The sequence below is a fragment of the Galbitalea soli genome, from assembly GCF_010686725.1.
In the GTDB taxonomy this organism is placed as follows: Bacteria; Actinomycetota; Actinomycetes; order Actinomycetales; family Microbacteriaceae; genus Galbitalea; species Galbitalea soli.
Window position 1 is genome coordinate 142,408 of record NZ_JAAGWZ010000001.1, and the last position, 18,078, is coordinate 160,485.

The 18,078-nt window shown below is 69.9% G+C and carries 16 protein-coding genes; all 16 read left to right on the forward strand.

Annotated features, from left to right (window positions below):
- Positions 1–3: 3 nt before the first annotated feature.
- The 16 genes from G3T37_RS00650 to G3T37_RS00725 all read left to right on the forward strand — a co-directional run bounded on the left by G3T37_RS00650 (position 4) and on the right by G3T37_RS00725 (position 18,066).
- Positions 4–1,041 (forward strand): Gfo/Idh/MocA family protein, encoded by a 1,038-nt coding sequence (locus G3T37_RS00650; RefSeq protein ID WP_163471514.1) that lies wholly within the window; start codon positions 4–6, stop codon positions 1,039–1,041.
- A gap of 94 nt (positions 1,042–1,135) precedes the next feature.
- Positions 1,136–1,870, forward strand: a complete 735-nt coding sequence (locus G3T37_RS00655) for an NrtR DNA-binding winged helix domain-containing protein (RefSeq protein WP_163471516.1) — start codon at positions 1,136–1,138, stop codon at positions 1,868–1,870.
- Between the two features lie 28 nt (positions 1,871–1,898).
- A complete protein-coding gene (gene nadA, locus G3T37_RS00660; RefSeq protein ID WP_163471518.1) occupies positions 1,899–3,203 on the forward strand; it encodes a quinolinate synthase NadA in 1,305 nt (434 codons plus the stop codon).
- Between the two features lies 1 nt (position 3,204).
- Positions 3,205–4,731 carry an L-aspartate oxidase gene (gene nadB / locus G3T37_RS00665; RefSeq protein WP_163471520.1) on the forward strand — a complete coding sequence of 509 codons (1,527 nt, stop codon included), beginning with the start codon at positions 3,205–3,207 and terminating at the stop codon, positions 4,729–4,731.
- A complete protein-coding gene (gene nadC, locus G3T37_RS00670) occupies positions 4,725–5,582 on the forward strand; it encodes a carboxylating nicotinate-nucleotide diphosphorylase (RefSeq protein ID WP_163471522.1) in 858 nt (285 codons plus the stop codon). Before nadB ends, nadC begins: the two co-directional genes overlap by 7 nt.
- Positions 5,579–6,733 (forward strand): aminotransferase class V-fold PLP-dependent enzyme, encoded by a 1,155-nt coding sequence (locus tag G3T37_RS00675; protein WP_163471524.1) that lies wholly within the window; start codon positions 5,579–5,581, stop codon positions 6,731–6,733. The genes nadC and G3T37_RS00675 overlap by 4 nt, the downstream gene beginning before the upstream one ends.
- Positions 6,734–6,792: 59 nt before the next feature.
- Positions 6,793–8,178, forward strand: coding sequence for a glycine--tRNA ligase (locus G3T37_RS00680; RefSeq protein ID WP_163471526.1), 1,386 nt, complete (start codon positions 6,793–6,795; stop codon positions 8,176–8,178).
- 76 nt (positions 8,179–8,254) lie between these two features.
- Positions 8,255–9,232: a 4-hydroxy-tetrahydrodipicolinate synthase gene (dapA, locus tag G3T37_RS00685; protein WP_163471528.1), complete on the forward strand. Its 978-nt coding sequence runs from the start codon at positions 8,255–8,257 to the stop codon at positions 9,230–9,232.
- Between the two features lie 51 nt (positions 9,233–9,283).
- Positions 9,284–10,960, forward strand: coding sequence for a ribonuclease J (locus G3T37_RS00690; RefSeq protein WP_163471530.1), 1,677 nt, complete (start codon positions 9,284–9,286; stop codon positions 10,958–10,960).
- A 71-nt stretch (positions 10,961–11,031) separates the two neighbouring features.
- A complete protein-coding gene (locus G3T37_RS00695; RefSeq protein WP_163471531.1) occupies positions 11,032–13,785 on the forward strand; it encodes an FtsK/SpoIIIE family DNA translocase in 2,754 nt (917 codons plus the stop codon).
- Positions 13,786–13,862: 77 nt separating this feature from the next.
- On the forward strand, positions 13,863–14,438 hold the full coding sequence (gene pgsA / locus G3T37_RS00700; protein ID WP_163471533.1) for a CDP-diacylglycerol--glycerol-3-phosphate 3-phosphatidyltransferase: 576 nt from the start codon (positions 13,863–13,865) through the stop codon (positions 14,436–14,438).
- Positions 14,435–15,001, forward strand: a complete 567-nt coding sequence (locus G3T37_RS00705; protein WP_338401138.1) for a CinA family protein — start codon at positions 14,435–14,437, stop codon at positions 14,999–15,001. Before pgsA ends, G3T37_RS00705 begins: the two co-directional genes overlap by 4 nt.
- 172 nt (positions 15,002–15,173) lie before the next feature.
- A complete protein-coding gene (locus G3T37_RS00710; RefSeq protein ID WP_163471535.1) occupies positions 15,174–15,482 on the forward strand; it encodes a helix-turn-helix domain-containing protein in 309 nt (102 codons plus the stop codon).
- A 224-nt stretch (positions 15,483–15,706) separates the two neighbouring features.
- On the forward strand, positions 15,707–15,934 hold the full coding sequence (locus tag G3T37_RS00715; RefSeq protein ID WP_163471537.1) for a DUF3046 domain-containing protein: 228 nt from the start codon (positions 15,707–15,709) through the stop codon (positions 15,932–15,934).
- 281 nt (positions 15,935–16,215) lie between these two features.
- The gene (gene recA, locus G3T37_RS00720; protein WP_163471539.1) at positions 16,216–17,334 is read left to right on the forward strand and encodes a recombinase RecA; all 1,119 of its coding nucleotides are present in this window, start codon (positions 16,216–16,218) and stop codon (positions 17,332–17,334) included.
- A gap of 51 nt (positions 17,335–17,385) precedes the next feature.
- Positions 17,386–18,066 carry a regulatory protein RecX gene (locus G3T37_RS00725; RefSeq protein WP_163471541.1) on the forward strand — a complete coding sequence of 227 codons (681 nt, stop codon included), beginning with the start codon at positions 17,386–17,388 and terminating at the stop codon, positions 18,064–18,066.
- Positions 18,067–18,078 lie beyond the last annotated feature (12 nt).

Sequence of the window (18,078 nt, forward strand, 5' to 3'; positions counted from 1 at the left end):
GGAATGCCAGCGAACAGCGCCCCCATCCGCACCGGGATCATCGGCTTCGGCCTCTCCGGCCGCATCTTCCATGAGCCCTTCCTCGCCGCCGATCCGGCCTTCCGGATCGATCTCATCGCGACGGGCGACCCGACCCGCCGGGCGCAGGCCGAGGCTCTCGGGCACCCCACCGTGCCCGGCCCGGGGGAGCTGCTGAACCGACTCGGCGAGCTCGACCTCGTGGTGCTGGCCTCGCCCGCGCACGTCCATCTCGAGCAGGGCGTCGCGGCTCTGGAGGCCGGAGTCGCGGTCGTCGTCGACAAGCCCTTCGCCGCCTCGGCCGCGGAGGCGGAGCAGCTCATCGCGGTCTCCGAGCGCACCGGGGCGCCGCTCATCGTGTTCCAGAACCGGCGCTGGGACGGCGATTTCCGCACCATTCAGGCGCTCGTCGCGGAGGGCCGACTCGGTCGCGTGCACCGCTTCGAGTCGAGCTTCGAGCGCTACTCGGGCGCCGTGCGCGAGCGCTGGCAGGACACCACCCCGATCGAGCGCGGAGCCGGCATCAGCTATGACCTCGGCAGCCACCTCGTCGATCAGGCTCTGCACCTCTTCGGTCCCGCCACCCTCCAGCACGCCGAGGTCAGCGTCGTGCGGTCCGGCGGCGTGAGCGACGACGACGCCTTCTTCTCGCTGCGCCACGAGACGGGCGTGATCTCGCACCTCGCCGTCAGTCGCGTCGCGGCGCAGGCCGGTCCGCGGTTCCGGGTGCTCGGTACGGAGGACGCGTACACGGTGTACGGGCTCGATCCCCAGGAGGCCACGCTGCGCGCCGGCGGGCGGCCGGGCGATGCGGGCTTCGGCGAGGCGCCCGAGGCCGAGTGGGGGATGCTCGGCGGCGGCAGCTCCGGCCCCGAGCTCCGGCGCGTGCCCACCCTCCGGGGCGAGTACGCCGCGTTCTACGCGGGGGTCGCGGCGAGCATCCGTGACGGCGCGCCGGTGCCGGTGAACGCCCGGGACTCGCTCGCCGCCCTCCGGATCCTCGATGCGGCGCACGGCCGCTAGGGTCGCCCGCGCTCATTTGGCAGATACAGTCACGGCGACTAAAATACCTTAGAGTCAACTGCACCTTTACTTGGTGCACTCGAGGGGAGGCACCGTGGCGCACAGCGAGCACCGCAGCGACGACGCCCTCCCCGTCGAGAGCACGCCGACCACCTCCGCGGTGGCGCTCGCGGTCTCGACCGTCATCTTCGCGCTCCGCTCCGACGGCGAGGGCGGCGGCGCCTCGCTCCGGTTGCCGCTCGTGCGCCGCATCCGCGAGCCGTTCGAGGGGGAGTGGGCGCTCCCCGGGGGTCCGATCTCGGCGCACGAGGGCCTCGCCGCCGCCGCGGGCCGCAACCTGCTCAGTACGACCGGGCTGACCCCCACCTACCTCGAGCAGCTGTACGCCTTCGGCGACACCGACCGGTCGCCCGGCGAGCGCGTTGTCTCGATCGTCTACTGGGCCCTCGTGCGCCCCGATCAGGCCGATCGCGCGACGGTCGGCGACAACGTGCGCTGGTTCGCCGCCGACGAGCTTCCCCGGCTCGCCTTCGACCACAACGAGATCGTGGACTACGCCCTCTGGCGGCTCCGCACGAAGATGGAGTACAGCCGCATCGCCCACGCCTTCCTCGGCGAGACCTTCACGCTCGCCGAGCTCCGGCAGGTGCACGAGGCGGTGCTGCAGCGCGAGCTCGACCCCGCCAACTTCCGCCGTCAGATGGAGAGCTCGCACGCGGTCGTCCCCACGGGCGAGCGGCTCACCGGCGGTCGGCACCGGCCTCCGCGCCTCTATCGCTACAACGACTCCGCGCCGCTCATCGACAATGGCCCGCTCACGAGCGCCTGACCACCCACCCCCACCCAGGAGACGACCCATGTCATCCGTCGACACCACCATTCGACTCATCAGCGCCGGCGCGATCGCGGGCGAGACCTGCAGCCCCGAGCTCGCGAAGGGCCCCTGGGAGTTCGACCTCGCGCCCGCACCGAGCTACGGCCCCGGCTCCTCGATGAGCGACGTCATCCCGACCGGATCGCCGCGCCAGGGTCAGCTGCCCGAGGTCTACCGCACGGCCTCGGCCGACGAACTGGATGCGCGCATTCGCGCGGCGAAGGACGCGCTCGGCGACCGCGTCGTCGTGCTCGGGCACTTCTACCAGCGCGACGAGGTCGTGCGCTACGCCGACTTCGTGGGCGACTCCTATCAGTTGGCGAACGCCGCGCTCGCCCGACCCGAGGCCGAGGCGATCGTGTTCTGCGGGGTGCACTTCATGGCCGAGACCGCCGACATCCTGAGCGCCGCCGACCAGTCGGTGATCCTGCCCAATCTCGCGGCCGGCTGCTCGATGGCCGACATGGCCGACATCGACTCCGTGCTGGAGTGCTGGGAGCAGCTCGAAGCCCGCTACGGCACCGAGCCCGATGCCGAGGGGCGGGTGCCGGTCATCCCGGTGACCTACATGAACTCCTCGGCGGCGCTCAAGGGCTTCTGCGGCGAGCACGGCGGAATCGTGTGCACCTCCTCGAACGCGGCGACCGTGCTCGAGTGGGCCTTCGCGCGCGGCCAGCGGGTGCTGTTCTTCCCCGATCAGCACCTCGGTCGCAACACCGCGAAGGCGATGGGGGTTCCGCTCGAGAACATGCCGATGTGGAACCCGCGCAAGCCGCTCGGCGGCAACGACGACGCCACCCTCGACGCGGCGCGGGTGATCCTCTGGCACGGCTTCTGCTCGGTGCACAAGCGATTCACGGTCGACCAGATCGACCGGGCCCGGGCCGAGCACCCCGGGGTGCGCGTGCTCGTCCACCCGGAGTGCCCCATGCCCGTGGTCGACGCGGCGGACGGCGCGGGATCGACCGACTACATCGGCAAGGCGATCGCCGCGGCGACCGAGCCCACCACCTTTGCGATCGGAACCGAGATCAACATGGTGAACCGGCTCGCGCAGCAGTACCCGCAGCACGAGATCTTCTCGCTCGACCCCGTGGTGTGCCCGTGCTCGACCATGTACCGGATCCACCCCGGCTACCTCGCCTGGGTGCTCGAGGCGCTCGTGCGCGGCGAGGTCATCAACCGCATCACGGTCGACGCTGCCGTCGCGGCACCGGCGCGGGTCGCCCTCGACCGGATGCTCGCCGCGCGTCCCGGCCAGGCCGCCGAGCGCGTGATCGGCGACTGAGATGCCGAGCGTCATCGTCGTCGGATCGGGGATCGCGGGACTCGTCGCCGCGCTGCGGGCCGCACCCGGTCACGAGGTCACCCTCATCACCAAGGCGGAGCTCGCCGAGAGCAACACGCGCTACGCCCAGGGCGGGATCGCCGTCGCTCTCTTCGACGACGACAGCGTGCAGTCGCACATCGACGACACCCTCCGCGTCGGCGGCGGATTGAACGCCCGACGCGCCGTCGAGGTGCTGTGCTCGGAGGGGCCCGAGCGCGTGCGGGACCTCATCCGCCTCGGCGTCGCCTTCGACCGCACGGGCGAGCGACTGGCCCGCGGGCGCGAGGCGGCGCACTCGAGCGCCCGCGTGATCCACGCGGGCGGCGACGCCACGGGCGCCGTCATCGAGCTCGCGCTCGTCGAGGCGGTGCGCGCCTCCGGCACCCGGATCCGCGAGCACTGCTTCGTCGACGACCTCGTGCTGGACGACGGGCGGGTGGTCGGCGTGCGGGCGATCGGGCCGGGCGGCGTCGCGGAGACGCTGTACGCGGACGCGGTCATCCTGGCCAGCGGCGGTGCCGGTCAGCTCTACTCGCACACCACCAACCCGCTCGTCACGACGGGCGACGGGGTGGCCGCGGCGCTGCGCGCGGGTGCCGTGCTGCGCGACCTCGAGTTCTACCAGTTCCACCCCACCGCGCTCGCCCTGCCCGGCAACTTCCTCGTCTCCGAGGCGGTGCGCGGCGAGGGCGCGGTGCTGCGGGATGCGGATGGCCGGCGCTTCCTGCTCGACGAGCACCCCGACGCCGAGCTCGCGCCGCGCGACGTGGTCGCACGGGGGATCGCGCGGCAGATGGCCCGACAGGGCGGTCGGGCCGTGCTGCTCGACGCGACCGCGCTCGGCTCGGAGTTCCTCGGAGAGCGATTCCCCGGAATCACGCGCGAGTGCCTGCGGAACGGACTCGACTGGGGCCGCGAGCCGATCCCCGTGACGCCCGCCGCGCACTACTGGATGGGCGGCATCCGCACCGACGAGTGGGGGCGCAGTTCGCTGCCGGGCCTGTTCGCGGTGGGCGAGGCCGCCTGCACGGGGGTGCACGGTGCCAACCGGCTCGCCTCCAACTCGCTCCTCGAATCACTCGTGTTCGCCTGGCGCGCGGTGGACGCGCTCGCCACGCCCTTCCCGATCGCGACCGTCGATGACGCGATGCCGATCGACCATCTGCCGCGGCGGGCGGCCGCGCCGCGCATCGTCGATCGCGACGCGCTCCAGACACTCATGTGGGAGGACGCCGGTCTCTTCCGCTCCGACGACACGCTCGAGGAGGCCGAGACGGTGCTCGCCGGGCTGGTCGACGACAGCGCCGCGGAGTCGATCGGCGCCCGCGAGGACCGCAACCTGCTCGATCTCGCGCGCGCGCTCGTGACCGCGGCGCGCGCCCGACGCGAGTCGCGCGGCGCGCACCATCGCAGCGACGCACCGGAGACCTCGGCCGCGTTCGCCCGTCATCTCGACGTGGCAGAGAGGGTGGTGGTCGCATGCTGAGCACCCGGCACATCGACACCGTGGTGGGCGCCGCGCTCAGCGAGGACGCTCCCTGGGGAGACGCGACCTCCGAGGCGCTCATCCCGGCCGGCGCGGTCGCGACCGCGCGGCTCGTCGCGCGCGAGGCGGGCGTCTTCAGCGGGGGTGCCGTGTTCGAGGCGGCCATGCGCCTCACCGATCCGGCCATCGAGACCCGGGTCGACATCGCCGACGGAGCAGCGTTCGAGGCGGGCGCAACGCTCGCGTGGGTCACCGGCCCGGCCCGGTCGGTGCTCACCGCCGAGCGCGTCGCGCTCAACTTCACGCAGCGCATGAGCGGCATCGCGACCCTCACCGCACGCTACGTCGCGGCCGTCGCCGGCACCTCGGCGCGGATCGTCGACACGCGCAAGACCACGCCCGGCCTCCGCGAGTTCGAGCGGCACGCGGTGCGGTGCGGGGGAGGACGCAATCACCGCTTCTCGCTCTCCGACGCGGTCATGGCCAAGGACAACCACCTCGCGGTGCTGACCGCGGGCGGGCGCGACCTCACCGAGGCGCTGCGGGCGGTACGGGCATCCCTCTCGCACACCACCCACCTCGAGGTGGAGGTCGACCGCATCGAGCAGATCGAACCGGTGCTGGCCGCGGGGGTCGACACGATCATGCTCGACAACTTCGACCTCGACGCGCTGCGCCAGGGGGTCGCGCTCGTCGCCGGTCGCGCGGTCGTGGAGGCGAGCGGCGGGGTCAGCCTCGACACGGTCGCCGCCATCGCGCGCACGGGCGTCGACGTCATCTCGGTCGGCGCCCTCACCCACAGCGTGCGGTCGCTCGACCTCGGTCTCGACATCGATCCGATCGCGCCGTGATCTACCTCGATCGGGCGGCGACCACCGAGGTGCGCCGGGAGGTGCTCGAGGCGATGTGGCCCTACCTCACGGGCGAGTTCGGCAACCCCTCCAGCTCGCACTCGCTGGGTGCGACGGCGGCGCGCGCGCTCGCGGATGCCCGTTCCCGGGTCGCCCGCGTGCTCGGCGCCCGCCCCGGCGACATCGTCTTCACCTCTGGCGGCAGCGAGAGCGACACCCTCGCGATCGTGGGCATCGCCCTGGCGAACCCCCGCGGACGCCACGTGGTCACGACCGCGATCGAGCACCCCGCCGTGCTCGAATCCTGCGCGCACCTCGCCCGGATCCACGGTTTCGAGGTGACCGTTCTGCCGGTCGGCCCGGACGGACTGCTCGACCTCGGCGCGCTCGAGGCGGCGGGTCGGCCCGACACGACCCTCGTCTCCGTGATGTACGCGAACAACGAGGTCGGGACCGTGCAGGACATCGCGGCCATCGCCCGCATCGCCCACGGCTCCGGCGCGCTCGTGCACAGCGACGCCGTGCAGGCGCCCGGCTGGCTTCCGCTCGACGTGCAGGAGCTGGGCGTCGATGCCCTGAGCCTCTCCGGGCACAAGGTCGGCGCGCCCAAGGGGATCGGGGCGCTGTTCGTGCGCGGTCGGATCCCGCTCGAGCCGGTCATCCACGGCGGAGGGCAGGAGCGGGGGCGCCGCTCGGGAACCGAGAACCTCGCCGGCGCGGTCGGCCTCGCCACCGGGCTCGAGATCGTCGACCGGCACCGCACTGAGGCGGCGCCCACCGTCACCCGCGTGCGCGACGCCTTCATCGACGACGTGCTGGCCTCGGTCCCGGATGCCCGGCTCACCGGCTCCCCGACGCACCGGCTGCCCGGCAGCGCCTCGTTCACCTTCCCCACGACGAGCGGCGAGGCGGTGCTTCTCGAGTTGGAACGGGCGGGCATCCTCTGCTCGAGCGGCTCGGCGTGCGCCGCCGGCAGCGACGAGCCGTCTCACGTTCTCGTCGCGCTCGGAATCGCGCCCGAGGTGGCCCAGACGGCCGTGCGCTTCAGCTTCGACGAGACCGTGAGCCGGGCGGAGCTCGCCGAGGTCGCGATCGCGGTGCGCGACGCCGTGCGCACGGTGGCTGCGGGCGGTGCCCCGCCCGCCCGGTAGGCTGGTCACTTCATACTCGACCGGGCATCCAGCTCGGTGTGAACACACAGGAGCTCCACGTGGCAACGCCCAATCCCCTCGACGCCGTCATCGCCCTCGCCAAACGCCGGGGCTTCGTGTACCAGGCCGGTGAGATCTACGGCGGCTCGCGCTCCGCCTGGGACTACGGCCCGCTCGGCACCGCGCTCAAAGAGAACATCAAGCGCCAGTGGTGGCGCTACATGGTGCAGAAGCGCGACGACATCGTGGGCATCGACTCGTCGATCATCCTGCCCCGTCGCGTGTGGGAGGTCTCCGGTCACGTCGAGGTCTTCAGCGACCCGCTCGTGGAGTCGCTGCACACCCACAAGCGCTACCGTGCCGACCACCTGCTCGAGGCCTACGAGGAGAAGCACGGGCGTCCCCCGGCCAACGGCCTCGCCGACATCAACGACCCGGAGACGGGCCAGCCCGGCGCCTGGACGGAGCCGCAGAACTTCTCGGGTCTCATGAAGACCTTCCTGGGCCCCGTCGACAACGAGGAGGGAATGGCCTACCTGCGTCCGGAGACGGCGCAGGGCATCTTCGTGAACTTCGCCAACGTCTCCGCCTCCGCGCGCATGAAGCCGCCCTTCGGCATCGCGCAGATCGGCAAGTCGTTCCGCAACGAGATCACGCCCGGAAACTTCATCTTCCGCACGCGGGAGTTCGAGCAGATGGAGATGGAGTTCTTCGTCGAGCCCGGGACCGACGAGGAGTGGTTCTCCTACTGGATCGACGCCTGCGAGCAGTGGTACACCGACCTCGGCATCACGCCCGACAACATCCGTCGCTACGAGCACCCGAAGGAGAAGCTCTCCCACTACTCGAAGCGCACGATCGACCTCGAGTACCGCTTCCGCTTCGCCGGCAGCGAGTGGGGCGAGCTCATGGGCGTCGCCAACCGCACCGACTTCGACCTGAAGACCCACAGCGAGGCCTCCGGCGTCGATCTCTCCTACTTCGACCAGACCAAGAACGAGCGCTGGATCCCGTACGTCATCGAGCCCGCGTTCGGACTCACCCGCGCGCTCATGGCGTTCCTCATCGACGCCTACCACGAGGACGAGGCGCCCAACACGAAGGGCGGCGTCGACAAGCGCACCGTGCTGCGGCTCGACCGTCGGCTCGCGCCCGTCAAGGTCGCCGTGCTGCCGCTCTCGCGCAACGAGCAGCTCTCGCCGCTCGCGCGCGGACTCGCCGACACGCTGCGCGATCACTGGAACATCGACTTCGACGACGCCGGAGCGATCGGACGCCGGTACCGCCGCCAGGACGAGATCGGAACCCCGTTCTGCGTGACCGTCGACTTCGACTCCCTCGACGACGGCGCGGTGACCGTGCGCGAGCGCGACAGCATGGCGCAGGAGCGGGTCTCGCTCGACCGGCTCCCCGGTTACCTCGCCGAGCGTCTCCTCGGCGCCTGACGCGGGACGCGGTCGTCCGCATCCTCACGCAACGAGGGTGCGGCGCCGCAACCGGCCAACCGATACCCTGTAAAGCGTGTCTACGACTTCCAACCCCTTCGGTCAGGTCCTCGTCGCGCTGGTGACCCCGTTCACCGCCGACGGTGAGGTGGACTGGGCCGACGTCGAGAAGCACATCGACGACGTCATCACCGCGGGGGCCGACGGCATCGTCGTCACCGGCACCACGGGCGAGACGAGCACCCTCACCGACCCCGAGAAGATCCGGCTCGTCGAGGTGGGCAAGTCGGTCGCGGCGGGTCGCGCCAAGATCATCACGGGGGGCGGCTCCAACGAGACCGCCCACGCCATCGAGCTCTACAAGGCGAGTGAGAAGGCGGGGGCCGACGGCGTCATGATCGTGACGCCGTACTACAACAAGCCGACCCAGGCGGGGGTGCTGACGCACTTCAGGATGATCGCCGACGCGACCGATCTGCCGGTCATCCTCTACGACATCCCGGGCCGCACTGGCATCCCGATCAAGTACGAGACCATCCTGCGGGCGGCCAAGCACCCCAACATCCTCGCGGTGAAGGACGCCAAGGGCGACTTCAGCGAGGTGAGCCGCGTGCTCAACCAGACCGACCTCATGTACTTCTCGGGCGACGACGCCAACGTGCTGCCGCACCTCGCCATCGGCGCGACCGGCTTGATCGGTGTGACCGCGAACATCGCTCCGCGCCCATACCGCATCATCATCGACGCGGTGAACCGCGGCGACCTCGCCGCGGCCACGGCCGAGCACAAGGCGCTCGAGCCGCTCGTGCGCGCGGTCATGACCCACGTGCCGGGCACGGTCGCGGCGAAGTACATCCTGCACGGCCTGGGCCGCATCCACTCGCCCCGCGTGCGACTGCCGCTCGTCGGCCCGGAGGAGTGGGAGGCGGCCCAGATCGAGGACGAGCTCGATCTCGTGCACGACATCCCCGGCGTGGACTTCTCCAACTTCCGCCCGGATCGCAACGCCGCCGCCGGTGGCGCCCTCCCGAAGGTGGCCGGCACCACCCGATAGACGTTTCCCTCGGAGCCGAGTGCTCCGCCCGCTCTGACGATTCAGGACTAGATGCCAATCACCGTGTACCAACCAGCCCCCCTCCGCCCCGGAACGCTCCGCGTCATCCCGATCGGCGGCCTCGGCGAGATCGGCCGCAACATGACGGCCTACGAGATCGACGGCAAGATCCTCATCGTCGACTGCGGAGTGCTGTTCCCCGAGGAGACCCAGCCCGGTGTCGACCTCATCCTCCCCGACTTCAGCCCCATCCGTGACCGGCTCGACGACGTGCTGGGCGTGGTGCTGACCCACGGCCACGAAGACCACATCGGCGCCGTGCCGTACCTGCTCCGACTGCGCAGCGACATCCCGCTCATCGGCTCCACGCTCACGCTCGCGCTCATCGAGGCGAAGCTCAAGGAGCACCGCATCACGCCGTACTCGCTGACCGTGCGCGAGGGCGATGTCGAGCAGCTCGGCCCGTTCGAGCTCGAGTTCATCGCCGTCAACCACTCGATCCCGGATGCGCTCGCCGTCGCGATCAAGACCGTCGCCGGCGTCGTCCTGCACACCGGCGACTTCAAGATGGACCAGTTGCCGCTCGACGATCGCATCACCGACCTCCGCGCCTTCGCGCGGCTCGGCGAGGCCGGGGTCGACCTGTTCCTCCCGGACTCGACCAACGCCGACGTGCCGGGCTTCACCGCGCTGGAACGCGAGATCGGCCCGGTGCTCGAGAGCGTCATCGCGAAGGCCCCTCGCCGGGTCATCGTCGCGAGCTTCTCCAGCCACGTGCACCGCGTGCAGCAGGTGCTCGACGCCGCGGTCGCCAACGACCGCAAGGTCGTGCTGATGGGCCGCTCGATGGTGCGCAACATGGGCATCGCGGCCGATCTCGGCTACCTCAAGGTTCCGGACGGCGTGCTCATCGAGGCGAAGAAGGCCGTCGATCTGCCCGACAACAAGCTCGTCTACATGTCCACCGGCAGCCAGGGCGAGCCCATGGCGGTTCTCGCGCGCATGGCGAATCTCGAGCACCAGATCGAGATCGGCAAGGGCGACACGGTCATCCTCGCGTCGAGCCTCATCCCCGGCAACGAGAACGCGGTGTACCGCGTGATCAACGGGCTCATCAAGCTCGGTGCCTCGGTCGTGCACAAGGCCAACGCGAAGGTGCACGTCTCCGGTCACGCGGCGGCGGGGGAGCTGCTGTACTGCTACAACATCCTCAAGCCCCGCAATGTGCTCCCGGTGCACGGCGAGTACCGCCACCTCCAGGCGAACGCCGATCTCGCCATCCGCACGGGGGTTCCCGAGGAGAACACGATCCTCGCCGAGGACGGCACCGTCATCGACCTCCGCGACGGCGTCGCGACGGTCGTCGGCCAGCTCGACCTCGGCTACGTCTATGTCGACGGGTCGAGTGTCGGCGAGATCACCGACGCCGACCTCAAAGACCGGCGCATCCTGGCGGAGGAGGGGTTCATCTCCATCTTCGTCGCCGTGGATGCCCAGACCGGCCGGGTCATCGTCGGCCCCGAGATCCAGGCGCGCGGCTTCGCCGAAGACGAGGACGTGTTCGACGCGGTCATGCCGCAGATCCTCAAGGCGCTGTCGGATGCGGCCGCCAATGGCACCCGGGACACGCACGCCTTCGCGCAGGTCATCCGTCGCACCGTGGGTCGCTGGGTGAACACCCAGCACCGCCGCCGGCCGATGATCATCCCCGTCGTCATCGAAGCCTGACGCTCGCACCCGCGGCTGACACGCGCCCCGGCTAAGCCCCGGGGCGACGCCGGGGCGGGTACCGTGGAGCGATGGCTACGAGCACTCGATCAGGCACGCGCGGCCGCGGCACGGGTTCGCGCCCGGCGGCATCGCGCGCCCGCACGACCTCGGCCAAGACGACGGCGGCCACCAAGAAGCTCCCGGTCGCCCGCGGATCGCGTGCTCGACCGGCCAAGGAGCGCGAGCACGGTGTGCTCGCGGCCGCGTGGCTCGGGCTGGCGCACATCGCCGGAGGGGCCTTCCGCTTCGTCGGCAAGGAGACGCTGGCCAAAGACGAGCGCCGCGACGGTGTGCCGTTCCTGCTGCTGCTCCTCGCCATCGCGGGTGGCGCGGTCGAGTGGTTCAATCCGACCGCCCCGGTCGCGCTCGCCCTCGACGCCTGGACCTTCGGCGGCCTCTTCGGTCGCGTGGCCTTCGCGCTCCCCGTGATCATGGTGCTGTTCGCGGCGTGGCTGTTCCGTCACCCCTCCAGCGTCCACGACAACACCCGCATCGGCATCGGCGGCATCCTGATGCTCTCGTCCATCGCCGCGCTCTGCCACATCGCGGGCGGGCAGCCGCAGCCGCACAACGGGATCGATCGAATCGCGCACGGCGGGGGCATCGTCGGCTGGATCCTCGCCGCGCCGCTCCTCAGCGTCGGTCACGAGCTGCTGGCGGTGCCCGTCGTCGTGCTCGTCCTCGTGCTCTCCCTGTTCATCCTCACCAAGACGCCCCCGAACCGCACGGCTGCGCGCCTGCGCCAGCTTTACGTCTACCTCTTCGGCGCTCAGGAGCCGGGCCCTGAGAGCACCGCCGCCGAGACGACCCACTCGACCGAGCCCGTGCACTTCAGCTCGCTCGACGACCTGCCCCTCGATGAGGATCCCGCGACGCTGCCCTGGTGGCGGCGCAACAAGAGCCGGCGCGAGCAGCTCAACGCCTTCGACAGCCCCGTGCTCGGTGCCGAGTCCGACAACGACACCGAGGTCATCGACCACACGCGCGCCGACAGCGCCGACTTCGGCATCGACCTCCTCGAAGAACTCGTCAAGGCCGAGGATGCGGTGCGCCGCTTCACGGGCGAGGTCGAGGTCGGCGCGACCGGGGTCGCTCCCGTGCGCGCCGAGGACCCCAAGGGCCTGCTTCCCGGTTTCGTCGACACCGCGAGCGAAAGGGGTCGGGCAGGGGAGTTCGACGCGCCGCCGGCGCGACCCCGTGCGACGCCGCCCTACCGCCTGCCGGCGGCGAGCATCCTGACCCCCGGCACTCCGCCGAAGGCCCGCAGCGCCGCGAACGACGAGGTCGTCGCCTCGCTCACCGGGGTGCTCGGGCAGTTCGACGTCGACGCCAAGGTCACCGGCCTGAGCCGCGGACCGTCGGTCACGCGCTACGAGATCGAGCTCGGTCAGGGTGTGAAGGTCGAGCGGGTGACCGCGCTCGCCAAGAACATCGCCTACGCCGTGGCGAGCAACGAGGTCACCATCCTCTCGCCCATCCCCGGCAAGAGCGCGATCGGTGTGGAGATCCCCAACAAGGATCGCGAGATCGTCTCGCTGGGCGACGTGCTGCGGTCCGCGGCGTCGACCAAGAGCATCCACCCCATGACGATCGGTCTCGGCAAGGACGTCGAGGGTGGCTTCGTGGTCGCGAACCTGGCCAAGATGCCCCACCTGCTGGTCGCCGGATCGACCGGCTCGGGCAAGTCGAGTTTCATCAACTCCATGATCACCTCGCTTCTCATGCGTGCGAAGCCGGCAGAGGTGCGCATGGTGCTCATCGACCCCAAGCGGGTCGAGTTGTCCATCTACGAGGGCGTGCCGCACCTGATCACGCCCATCATCACGAACCCCAAAAAGGCGGCAGAGGCGCTTCAGTGGGTCGTGAAGGAGATGGACATGCGGTACGACGATCTGGCGAGCTTCGGCTTCCGCCACATCGACGACTTCAACCGCGCAGTGGTCGCGGGCGAGATCGTGCTCCCGGTGGGAAGTGAGCGCGTTCTCCGTCCGTACCCCTACTTACTCGTCGTCGTGGACGAGCTCGCCGATCTCATGATGGTGGCTCCCCGCGACGTCGAGGACTCGATCGTGCGCATCACGCAGTTGGCGCGCGCCTCGGGGATCCACCTCGTGCTCGCGACCCAGCGCCCGTCGGTCGACGTCGTGACGGGACTGATCAAGGCCAACGTGCCGTCGCGGCTCGCTTTCGCGGTCAGCAGCATGACGGATTCGCGGGTGATCCTCGACCAGCCGGGCGCCGAGAAGCTGATCGGGCAGGGCGACGGGCTCTTCCTGCCGATGGGCGCGGGCAAGGCGGTGCGCGTTCAGGGCGCCTGGGTGAGCGAGGGCGAGATCGACGCCGTCGTCAAGCACGTCACCGAGCAGGCCCGACCCGAGTATCGCGAGGACGTCGCGGTCACCGCCGAGCGCAAGCAGATCGACTCCGACATCGGCGACGACCTCGAGCTTCTGCTCGCGGCCGCCGAGCTCGTGGTGAGCACGCAGTTCGGCTCCACCTCGATGCTGCAGCGCAAACTGCGGGTCGGCTTCGCAAAGGCGGGACGCCTCATGGACCTGCTCGAGTCCCGCGAGATCGTCGGCCCCTCCGAGGGATCGAAGGCACGCGATGTGCTCGTGACGGTGGAACAGCTGCCCGGAGTGCTCGCCCGCCTGCGCGGGGGAGACGCCGAGGACGCCCCGGTGAGTTCCCACAGAGACCCCCTCGAGGTCATGACGAGCGGTTACGATGAAGTCGAAGGCGAGTCGGACGACGACGCCTGGGGGCTGACCGGCAGGGAGTGATCGACGTGGCTCTACCTGCCAGAGACAACGGGGCCACGACCCCCCGCACGAACCCGATGCGCGGGCGCGTTGCCCGCATGGGCGATACCCCCGCGAGCACCGGCAACGTGGCCAACATCATCACCGTCGTGCGCATCCTGCTCGCCCCCTTGTTCGTCTGGCTCGTGCTGCTCGACGCCGGCCACAACGGCGTGATCCGCTACGTCGCAGCCATTCTGTTCATCGTCGCGATCGCCACCGACGGGCTTGACGGCATCCTGGCGCGCAGCCGCAACCTCGTGACCAACGTCGGCATCATCCTCGACCCGATCGCCGACAAGCTCCTCATCGGCGGCGCGCTCGTCTCCCTCTCTATTTTGGGCGAGCTGTGGTGGTGGGTCACCATCGTCATCCTCGTGCGGGAGCTGGGAATCACGGCGTTCCGTTTCGCGGTGCTCTCCACCCGCGTCATCCCTGCCTCGCGCGGCGGCAAGCTCAAGACGCTGTTCCAGGCGGTCTCGCTCTCGCTGTTCCTCATCCCGTTCCACACCTTCCTGGGCGACTGGGTGCTGTGGGTGAACTGGGTGACCATGGGGATCGCGCTCGTTCTCACCGTGGTCACGGGCTTCGACTACCTCTGGCAGGCGTGGCGCCAGAACCGCCGGGCCGCGTGACCGCGGAGACCTCCTCGCCGGAGCCTTCCACCCCGGCGACCCCCGAGCCTTCCACGCCCGCGCCCCCGGTCGCGGCGCTGCTCGAGGAGCTGGCTCGCCGCGGTCTCACGGTCGCGGTCGCCGAGTCGCTGACCGGGGGACTCCTCGTCGCGGCGCTGATCGCGCCCGCGGGAGCGTCGCGGGTCGTGCGCGGCGGCATCGTCGCCTACGACACGGCCCTCAAGCACAGCCTGCTGGGGGTCGATGCCGCGACCCTCGCGGCGCACGGGGCCGTGCATCCCGACGTCGCGCGATCGATGGCACTCGGGGTGCGGGAGCGACTCGCGGTCGCGGGCGTCCCGGCGTCGATCGGTCTGGCCACGACCGGGGTCGCGGGGCCCGATCCGCAGGACGGCCAACCGGTCGGCACCGCCTACGTCGCGCTCGCGGTGGGAGATCACGTCACCGTGCGAACGCTCGCGCTCAGCGGCACGCGCGATGCCATCCGACGGGCCGTCGTCTCCGAATCACTGGAAATGCTCACCGAATCGATAGCGCTGACCGATAGTCATCCGAGAGGGTGATCCGGTGGATCACTCGCCGGGAATAGCCGGCGTTTCGATCACGTTACAGATGACACGTTCACACGCACAGCACAGGGTGCGCGGGTTACAGTGTCAGCACCTGAGGGATGTAAGGTAATCCCCCCGGGCTGGCAGTTGAGCACAGCATTCGAGAGAGAGAAGGAGGGTCCCCATGGTTCTGGTTCGTCAAGAAATCGGTGACGTACTGCGTGACTTCCGTCTTCAAAAGGGTCGCACCCTCCGCCAGGTCGCGAGCAAGGCGAGCGTCGCCCTCGGGTACCTGAGCGAGGTCGAGCGCGGTCAGAAGGAGGCCAGCTCCGAGATTCTGGCGTCCGTCGCGGAGGCGCTGGACACGCCGATCTCCGTGATCATGCGCGAGGTCGGCGACCGCATCGCGGTCATCGAGGGTCTCAACCCGATTCCGGACACCGTGCCGGACGAGCTGGTCAGCGGTTTCGACGCCGACCTGCTGCTGAGGTAGTCCGCCCGAGCACAGGCGCGGGCTCCGGCGCATCGTTGCCGAACCCGCGCGTCACAGACATTCCGCCAGTGCCGCGGCCCCACGGGGCCGCGGCACTGCTGTCTGTCCGGATGTCGAAGCGAGCGTGCGCGGTGCGCACCCGACCCGCCGCCGACGTGCGGGCCCTTCGCCGCTGGCGTCGATCGGAGTCGGCAACCCCCGGTCGCGTCGTCTAGCGTTGAGGGGTGCGATTGAGCGAGTTCTGGCTGGCGGTGTCCGACGAGTTCGGCGAGGCTTACGGGCGCGTGGTCACGAGCGACCTCGTGCTCGAGGAGATCGGGGGTCGCACAGCGCAGCAGGCGATCGCGGCCGGCACTTCTCCGCGCGAGATCTGGCTCGCCCTCTGCCGGGCGAGCGATGTGCCCGCTGAACGCTGGTACGGCGTCGGGCAGCGGACCCCCAAGAAGCGCTGATCGCGGCACCGTCGCCGCTCCGTGCGTCGTTCGGTCGCCCGCGTGTCACTCGAACATTCGTTCCCCACTGGATAGACTCCTGCACAGCGGCGTTCGAATGCGGGTTATCACCTCTCCTGCCGTGGCATCGATGAAATGTCGGTGCTGCGGCGTACTGTCTGACTCGAAGCGGAACACCGCGACACCAGCCTTTTGTCGGGAGGCTGGCGGCCTTGCACCATCGGCTGCCAGCGGAGCGACAGCCTATGGGGCGCCACCGACGAACGACGAAAGAAGAGATCATGCCATCAGCAGCTGACCGCGAGAAGTCCCTCGAAACAGCACTCGCCCAGATCGACCGCCAATTCGGCAAGGGGTCGGTCATGCGCCTCGGCAGCGATGATCGCGCTCCCGTCGAGGTGATTCCCACCGGCTCCATCGCGCTCGACGTCGCGCTCGGCATCGGCGGATTGCCGCGCGGCCGAATCGTCGAGATCTACGGGCCGGAGTCCTCGGGTAAGACGACGCTCACCCTGCACGCCATCGCGAATGCCCAGCGTGCGGGCGGAATCGCGGCCTTCATCGACGCGGAGCACGCGCTCGACCCGGAGTACGCCAAGAAGCTCGGGGTCGACATCGATTCGCTTCTCGTCTCACAGCCCGACACGGGAGAGCAGGCGCTCGAGATCGCCGACATGCTCGTGCGCTCGGGCTCCATCGACCTCATCGTCATCGACTCCGTCGCCGCGCTCGTGCCTCGCGCCGAGATCGAGGGCGAGATGGGTGACTCCCACGTCGGTCTCCAGGCTCGCCTGATGTCTCAGGCCCTGCGCAAGCTCACCGGCGGCCTCAGCCAGACCAACACCACCATGATCTTCATCAACCAGTTGCGCGAGAAGATCGGCGTCTTCTTCGGGAGCCCCGAGACCACCGCGGGTGGTAAGGCGCTCAAGTTCTACGCCTCGGTGCGACTCGACATCCGTCGGATCGAGACGCTGAAAGACGGCACCGACGCCGTGGGCAACCGCACGCGCGTGAAGGTCGTCAAGAACAAGATGGCGCCGCCCTTCAAGCAGGCGGAGTTCGACATCCTCTACGGAGTCGGAATCTCCCGCGAGGGCAGCCTTCTCGACTTCGGTGTCGAGCACGAGATCGTGCGCAAGTCGGGAGCCTGGTACACCTACGACGGAGACCAGCTCGGCCAGGGCAAAGAGAACTCGCGCAAATTCCTCCTCGAGAACGACGCGATCGCCAAAGAGATCGAGCAGAAGATCATGTTCAAACTCGGTATCGGCGCGGAGGCGAAGGCCGCGATCGCGGCGGCCGCCGCGGCTGACGCCGCAGCGCCGGCAACGGGTACGAAGGGAGCGACCTCGCTCGCCGTAGGCAAGGAGCCCGCCCTCAAGGTCGTGAACAAGTAGCCGCGCCCCCGCGCGTTCGTTCACGACCACACCACGAAAGCGAGTCCGGACATGGCAGCATCCAGCGACCACCTCGCTCCCGTGATCTACCTCCCCGGCGTCCCAGCGCCGGGGAGCGTGGAGCACCTCCGGGATCGGATTCGCGAGGTGGAGAGTTCTCCGACGCCCCGCGCTTCGCGTTCGCGTCTCGGGACGGACGTCGCCGAGGAGGAGCTTCCCGAGAGCGTCGGGGAGCGCTCGGCGCGCGTCCACACCATCGCGCTTCGCGCGCTCACGCGTCGCAGCCTCTCGATCGCAGAGATGCGGAGTCTGCTCGCCACGCGGGAGATCGACGAGGTCGACCGGGAGATCGAGGTGGACGCACTCGTCCGAGTGGGGCTCCTCGATGACGATGACCTCGCGAGCACCCTCGTGCGCTCCCTCCGAGAGCGCAAGGGACTCGGGCGCGCTGCCATCGTCGCGGAGCTGAAGCGGCGCAAGATCGACCCCGACTCGATCACTGCGGCGCTGGACGACGTCTCTGAGGAGGGCGACGAGTTCGAGCGTGCCCTCGAGGTGGCGCTGAAACGCGCGGGCCAGTTGCGGTCCCTCGACCCCGAGACGGCCAAGCGGCGCCTCAGCGGCTACCTCATGCGCAAGGGCTACTCCGGCAGCGTGATGAGTCGCGCGGTCGGCGAAGCGCTCGGAGCGGGGGGCTCACGGCGCACTGCGGGCGGACCTCGGTTCGACTGAGCGCCGCTCCGG

Coding starts and splice junctions, on each gene's coding strand:
- G3T37_RS00650 (WP_163471514.1), top strand. CDS start 4: ATGCCAGCGAACAGCGCCCCCATCCGCACCGGGATCATCGGCTTCGGC.
- nadA (WP_163471518.1), top strand. CDS start 1,899: ATGTCATCCGTCGACACCACCATTCGACTCATCAGCGCCGGCGCGATC.
- nadB (WP_163471520.1), top strand. CDS start 3,205: ATGCCGAGCGTCATCGTCGTCGGATCGGGGATCGCGGGACTCGTCGCC.
- nadC (WP_163471522.1), top strand. CDS start 4,725: ATGCTGAGCACCCGGCACATCGACACCGTGGTGGGCGCCGCGCTCAGC.
- G3T37_RS00690 (WP_163471530.1), top strand. CDS start 9,284: ATGCCAATCACCGTGTACCAACCAGCCCCCCTCCGCCCCGGAACGCTC.
- G3T37_RS00695 (WP_163471531.1), top strand. CDS start 11,032: ATGGCTACGAGCACTCGATCAGGCACGCGCGGCCGCGGCACGGGTTCG.
- pgsA (WP_163471533.1), top strand. CDS start 13,863: ATGGGCGATACCCCCGCGAGCACCGGCAACGTGGCCAACATCATCACC.
- G3T37_RS00710 (WP_163471535.1), top strand. CDS start 15,174: ATGGTTCTGGTTCGTCAAGAAATCGGTGACGTACTGCGTGACTTCCGT.
- recA (WP_163471539.1), top strand. CDS start 16,216: ATGCCATCAGCAGCTGACCGCGAGAAGTCCCTCGAAACAGCACTCGCC.
- G3T37_RS00725 (WP_163471541.1), top strand. CDS start 17,386: ATGGCAGCATCCAGCGACCACCTCGCTCCCGTGATCTACCTCCCCGGC.